Origin of the sequence: Pseudomonas sp. EMN2 (genome assembly GCF_009650555.1) — a bacterium.
GTDB lineage: Bacteria > Pseudomonadota > Gammaproteobacteria > Pseudomonadales > Pseudomonadaceae > Aquipseudomonas > Aquipseudomonas sichuanensis.
The window spans coordinates 47,412-53,576 of the sequence record NZ_VZZR01000040.1 but is presented as its reverse complement, the minus strand read 5'-3'; the positions used below and the strand labels follow the sequence as shown (position 1 = coordinate 53,576).

The 6,165-nt window shown below is 64.2% G+C and carries 7 protein-coding genes; 2 read left to right on the top strand and 5 right to left on the bottom strand.

The window, feature by feature from the left end; translation table 11 throughout:
• From tssD to F6X61_RS13875, 4 genes are all read right to left on the bottom strand, one after another.
• Nucleotides 1–265, bottom strand: a 265-nt coding sequence (gene tssD / locus F6X61_RS13890) for a type VI secretion system tube protein TssD (RefSeq protein WP_153787105.1), incomplete at its 3' end; no start/stop codon positions are given.
• A 301-nt stretch (nucleotides 266–566) separates the two neighbouring features.
• Nucleotides 567–1,631 (bottom strand): hypothetical protein, encoded by a 1,065-nt coding sequence (locus F6X61_RS13885; protein ID WP_153787104.1) that lies wholly within the window; start codon nucleotides 1,629–1,631, stop codon nucleotides 567–569.
• 55 nt (nucleotides 1,632–1,686) lie between these two features.
• Nucleotides 1,687–2,058, bottom strand: coding sequence for a RidA family protein (locus F6X61_RS13880; protein WP_153787103.1), 372 nt, complete (start codon nucleotides 2,056–2,058; stop codon nucleotides 1,687–1,689).
• Complete coding sequence (locus F6X61_RS13875; protein ID WP_153787102.1) at nucleotides 2,048–3,208, bottom strand: FAD-binding oxidoreductase; 1,161 nt, start codon at nucleotides 3,206–3,208, stop codon at nucleotides 2,048–2,050. Before F6X61_RS13875 ends, F6X61_RS13880 begins: the two co-directional genes overlap by 11 nt.
• 113 nt (nucleotides 3,209–3,321) lie before the next feature.
• Between F6X61_RS13875 and F6X61_RS13870 the strand changes: the two genes are divergently transcribed.
• Both F6X61_RS13870 and F6X61_RS13865 read left to right on the top strand, forming a co-directional pair.
• A complete protein-coding gene (locus F6X61_RS13870; protein ID WP_153787101.1) occupies nucleotides 3,322–3,924 on the top strand; it encodes a helix-turn-helix domain-containing protein in 603 nt (200 codons plus the stop codon).
• A gap of 430 nt (nucleotides 3,925–4,354) precedes the next feature.
• Nucleotides 4,355–5,140, top strand: coding sequence for a sulfite exporter TauE/SafE family protein (locus F6X61_RS13865; protein ID WP_153787100.1), 786 nt, complete (start codon nucleotides 4,355–4,357; stop codon nucleotides 5,138–5,140).
• 13 nt (nucleotides 5,141–5,153) lie between these two features.
• Here the strand turns inward: F6X61_RS13865 and F6X61_RS13860 are convergent, their stop codons facing one another.
• A complete protein-coding gene (locus F6X61_RS13860) occupies nucleotides 5,154–6,158 on the bottom strand; it encodes a DUF1176 domain-containing protein (protein ID WP_178125819.1) in 1,005 nt (334 codons plus the stop codon).
• Nucleotides 6,159–6,165 lie beyond the last annotated feature (7 nt).

The window sequence follows — 6,165 nt, the reverse complement described above, 5'->3', positions numbered from 1 at the left end:
TATCGCAGTCGAGCACTTCCCGGCTGTCCACGGCCTGGGCCAGCAAGGGCGTGGACTTGTCGATGAGCTTGGTGACCACAACGGGGTGGTGGGTGGCGCGCTGGGTGTTGTCCGGGTTGGCAATACCGTGGCTGAACGACATCACCATGATCTCGTCCTGGTGCGCGACCTGGCACCTGTTGCCGATGGACGCCTGGGTATTGCAGCCTGACGAAATCAAACCTTGCCGCTTGCCGGTAATGCTCATGTATCCATTGAAAGCCATGGGCTGCACTCCTTGTAGAGAAAGGATCGCAGCCTACGAAAACACTCAGGGCGTGTATGCCGGGCGCTTCTGAAATATCCGGCCTTCGCGGAACGTTCTGTTTATTGAGCCTGAGTGCTGCAGATGATTGGCCATGGCCGAACAAGGCCTGGATCATCCAAGACATAGGGAAAACGCCTGCACAAAGAGATGTACGTCTCCGATATCACCAGCACCATCTTTGCGCATCTGATGCGATGCCTATCGCGGGTCAAGCCCGCTCCCACAAAGCGTGGGAGCGGGCTTGACCCGCGATGGCCCTTCACGCCACCGCCGCACTCCTGCTCTTGCCGCGTTTCAGCCACCCCACCAGTACCGCCGCCATCAGCACCAAACCCAGGTAGCCAAACAGCGGATACACCTGCCCCACCAGGCTGATGAAGCCCACCAGGCTGCACACGAACCCCACCACACCCGCCACCACCGCCCCGCCGCGGAACTTCGCCGTACCCGCTGGCAGCAGCCGCGAAAGGAACGAGAACAGCGTGCCCACCGCCGTGTTGACGATCATCCCGAAGATGATCAGGCACATCACCAGCCCCAGCAGCGGTGACAGCTCGTTGGCGATCGACAGCATCGGCATGGGCAGCTCGGCGACGCTGTCCAGGCGCGACAGCATGCCGGCACTCATCACCAGCATCAGCCCGCCCAGGGCTGCGCCGCCGAGCAAGCCACCGACCACCGCGCTGCGGCGGCTGCTCGCCGAACCACCGAGGATCGCCAGGATGGGCGCGCCGGCCACGATGTTGTAGGACACATACAGGAACGCCCCCAGCAGCCAATGGCTGGCACCGGGCTGCTGCTGGCTGGCCAGCTGGTCGAGGGCGGCGAAGCTCTGGTTGCGGGTAAACACCGCGTACAGCGCGATGGCCGAGGCCACCAGGATCAGCAAGGGGGTGATCGCGCCAATGGCGACCATCACCTTCTGCACGTCCAGGCAGACGATGGCCACCACCAGCACCGTGACCAGCACGCTGCCCGCCAGGGCCGGCACGCCGAACTGCTGCTCCAGCAACGCCCCGCCCCCCGCGAGCATGACCACCATTACGCCGAACATGAAGAAGGTGATCATCCAGTCGACCAGCAGGCCCAGGTGCCGGCCGCAAATGGCCTGGATCACCTGCTTGTGCGACGTCGCCTGCAGGCGGTTGCCCAGCCCTGCCAGGGCCATGCCGAGGAAGGTGAACAGCGCGGCGCTGACCACTGCGCCGAGCATGCCCCAGATGCCGAAATCGACGAAGAACAGCATCAGTTCCCGCCCGGACGCAAAGCCCGCCCCCACGATCACGCCGACGAATGCGCCAGCGATTTTCAGCTGTTCTTGCATGTGCACCTCTGGTTCTTATTGTTGTGTGTTGGTGAGGCCGCGAATCGGCGTGGCCCTACCCGACGTATGCCTGCACCTCGATTTCCACATCCACCCCCAGCGCCAATGCCGAAGCCACGGTGGACCGCACCGGCAGCGCCGCGCCGAAGAACTCCTTGTACACCTCGTTGAAACCGGCGAAATGGCTCATGTCCGACAGCCATACGGTGGCCTTCACAACTTGGTCGAGCCGTGCACCGCAGGCCGCCAGGCTTTCCTGGATACGCTCACAGGCGGCGCGGGTCTGGGCCTGGATATCGCCCTTCACCACCTCGCCAGCGGGGCTCATGGGGATCTGCCCGGAAAGGAACAGGAAACCACCTGCTTTTACCGCGCGAGAAAACGGAAACGGCAGGCTGCTGGGAAAACGCTGAATGTCATTGCTCATGGCAATCTCCTTGGAGGGTTGGGTTGAAACGTGCCGGGGACAGGCGCGCAGGCTCGACCCCTTGCCGGGTGAGGCTTGAGCACAAGGGCAGGCCTTGCAGAAGGTCCGCTGCCAGCCGCGAGGCCCCGGCGGCGGACTGGATACCGTAGCCGCCCTGGGCGGCCAGCCAGAAGAACGCCGGCTGCTGCGGATCGAAGCCGATCACCAGGTCGCCATCGGCAACGAACGAACGCAAGCCGGCCCAGCTGTGGCTAGGCCGACGGATTTCGAGGGTGGTGATGGCTTCGATGTTGAAGATGCCCTGGGCCAGGTCGAGTTCTTCGGGCGCGGCGTCCTGGGGCTCGACCGGGTCGGCGTTGGCCGGCGACCCCAGCAGTTGGCCGGCATCGGGCTTGAAATAGAAGCTTTCGTCGACACCGATCACTGCAGGCCAGCGGGCGAAATCGTGCTGCGCCGGGCCCGGGAAGGTGAACGCGCTGCGCCTGCAGGGCTGCAGGCCGATGGTATCGACCCCGCACTGCGCGGCCACGCGGTCGGCCCAGGCGCCGGCGGCATTGACCAGTTGCCGTGCCTGCAGCTGACTGCCATCGGCCAGTTCGACCTGCCAGAGGCCGCTCACATACTGCGCCCGAACCAGTTCGGCGTTGCAGCGCAACTCACCACCGGCCTGGCGGAACCCGCGCAGAAACCCCTGGTGCAGGGCGTGCACGTCGAGGTCCATGGCACCGGTTTCATGAACCGCACCGGCCAGCAGTTCGCCGCGCAAGCTGGGCACCAAGGCCACAGCTGCGTCGGCATCGAGCAGGCTGACGGCGGTGCCGTTGGCCAGGTTCTGGGCGTAGGTGGCGTCGAGCAGGTCGCGCTGCTCGTGGCTGGCGACGTAAAGGCAGCCGCGCGGCTCCAGCAATCCATGCTCGCAGAAGCCAGCAGGCGGCTGCTCGTAGAACGCCCGGCTTGCGCGGGTCAGGGCCTGGATCTGCGGGGTACCGTAGGCCTCCATGAACATGGCCGCCGAACGCCCGGTGGCGTGGTAGCCCGGCTGCGCCTCGCGCTCGAGCATCAGTACCCGCTGCTGCCCGGCCAGGCGGTAGCCCATTGAAGCACCGGCAATGCCGGCACCGATGATCAGGGTGTCATGGATCTGTGTCATCTACGCTCTCGCCGCATGAATTATCATTTGTGAGAATTCTAATATATGAGAATTTCGGATTGCGCAAGCGTCCAAGGTAAGATGCGCAGCCCACCGCCCGTTCGAGAGCCCTGATGTCCGACACCCCTGCCGCCCGCCCCCAGCTTGACCGCGACGAAGTCGGCGCACGCCTGCGCCAGGTGCGCAAGGCACGGCAGATGACGCTCAAGCAGCTGTCCGAGCTTAGCGGGGTGCCGGTGTCGACACTGTCGAAGATGGAGTTGGCGCAGGTCTCGGTGAGCTACGAGAAACTGGCCGCCGCCGCCCGCGCCCTGAACCTCGACATCGCCCAGCTGTTTCGCGCCAGCGGCCCGGCGAGCGCACCACAGCCCGCCACCGTCGTGGTTGATTCACTGGCCGAGGTGGCCGGTTACTCCACCGGCACCTACGACTACTACCCGATTGCCGGTGCCTTCCCGGAACGACGCATGACCCCGGCCTATGCCCGCATCATTGCCCGAGAACGCGGGCAGTTCGACGATTTTATCCGCCATCCGGGGCAGGAGTTCGCCATGGTGCTCAGCGGGCGCGTGCGCATCGAGTTCGAGACCGGCGAGGCGGTGAGCATCGGCCCGCAGCAAACCGCCTACTTCGACAGCCAGGTGGGGCATATCTACCTGTCGGAAAGCGAGGATGGCGGGGATGCGCAGGTGATGGTGGTGATGACGGATCGTTAACCGGTACTCAATTGAAGATCCTGTGGGAGCGGGTTTACCCGCGAAGCAGCCAACGCATTGCATGGCACCGGCTGCGCCGGTGTTCGCGGGCAAGCCCGCTCCCACAGGGATCGCGCATGACTTGAGGCCGATGCGGTCGAGGTGGGTGCTTGATGGTGGAAATGACGGATCCTTTAGCTTGTGGGAGCGGGTTTACCCGCGAAGCAGCCAACGCGTTGCATGGCACCGGCAACGCCGGTGTTCGCGGGCAAGCCCGCTCCCACAGGGATCGCGCATGGCTTGAGGCCGATGTGGGGCCAGTGCAGGCGATACAGGACTGTTGCCTGGCAACCGCGGTTATAACCTAATAACGAACAAGTCTATTTGGCTATAAAAAAATCTATATGCTGGCTTCCATCCGATCACGGGCAAGCTGGGCGTCGAGTAGCGTATGGATGTAGGTTCTTTCGGTTTCACCATTGCGGGACTGGTTGTGGGCTTCATCGTCGGCATGACCGGCGTTGGCGGCGGCTCGTTGATGACCCCGATCCTGCTGTGGTTCGGCATCAACCCGGCCACCGCCGTGGGCACCGACCTGCTGTATGCCGCCATCACCAAGGCCAGCGGCGTCTGGGTGCACGGGCGCAACAAGAACATCGACTGGAAGATCACCGGCTGGCTGAGCCTGGGCAGCGTGCCTGCCGCAGCGCTTACCCTGTGGTTCCTCAGCACCCTGCACACCGATACCTCGGCACTCAATGCCGTGATCAAGCAAGGCCTGGCCGTGGTACTGATCCTCACCGCCCTGGCGATCCTGTTCAAGTCGCGCCTGCAGGCCTTTGCCAGCAAGCATGCCGGTGACCACTACCACCTCAGCGACCGCACCCTCAACATCCTCACCGTCTTTACCGGCGTGATCCTGGGCGTGATGGTCACCCTGACCTCGATCGGCGCCGGTGCGCTGGGTACCGTGGCCCTGTTCCTGCTGTACCCGTTCCTGGTCACCCGCCGCCTGGTGGGCACCGAAATCGCCCACGCCGTGCCGCTAACCCTGGTCGCCGGCCTGGGCCATGCCAGCATGGGCAACATGGACTGGTCGCTGCTGGGCTACCTGCTGCTGGGCTCGTTGCCGGGCATCTACTTGGGCAGCCACCTCACCGGACGCATCTCGGATCGCGTGCTGCGCCCTTGCCTGGCGGCCATGCTGCTGCTGATCGGCTACAAACTGGCGTTCTGATCCCGTTTGCGGGTCAGTCCTGGTCCTGGGTGCGCCATAGCACCGGCCAATGATCGGCATACACATCGACACAGCGGTCCATTCTCGCCAGGCTGGTCAGACGCATGCGCTGACCGTCGTACCGCCAGTGTTCCTGCACACCACAGGCGCCGGGGTAATCGTCCTTGGCGTAGCTGTACAGATCGCCCTTCTGCGCCCAGAAACTGATGTGGTCGCGCATCTGCGTGTTGAGCACCGGGCTTGCCGGGGTCTCGAAGGGCAACGGGCCCAGTGTGTAAGGCGCGCTGCGCGACACGCGGTACAACGCATACAGGCAATGGAAGTCGTTGCAGTTGTAGCTCAGCAGAGCCAGCGCATGCTGGTCGTCCAGGGCATGGAGCTCAAGTTGCGGCGCAACATCGAACTCATTCTTCAACTGATCTTCGGCAGCGGCCTTGGCCATTACCACTGCAGACATGCCGGCCTGTTCGGCTTCGGTCAATGGCGACGGCGCCACGAAAACCGGCGCCTTTTGCTGGGCCGGCACCGGCAACTGGTCATCGGCCACGGTATTGTCCGGCCGCACCAGTGCACTGGGGTGGCCGACTCGCCCTTGCACCGAATCGATCAACAGCAAGGCGGCGCTCAGGCCATTCAACGAGCTCTGCCGCTCTTGGTGCGGGGTGTCGTCCACCAGCGTCTGGCCGTTGCGCATCTGCCGCAGCACCGCGTAGGCATCGCTGCCATCGACCTGCAGTGTCGTCTCGGCCCCACGCGTAATGCGCCACGGCGCCACCAGCACCTGGCCATCGAGCAAGGGTTCGCCTGCCCAGTTGGTGCTGCCGATCAGGGTCAGGTGCAACGCACCCTCGGCCCCCGCCTCGCGCTGCACCAAGATCGAGATACGCATGCCGTCAACAGGGTCGGCCAGTGTCGCCGTGCAGTATCGGGTATTGTCGCAGCCCACCACCCAGTCCTTGATTTCGCGGTACAGCGGTACCGCTTCGGGGGCCGCGGTAGCAAAGCCTGGGGTTGCCATTAAAAGG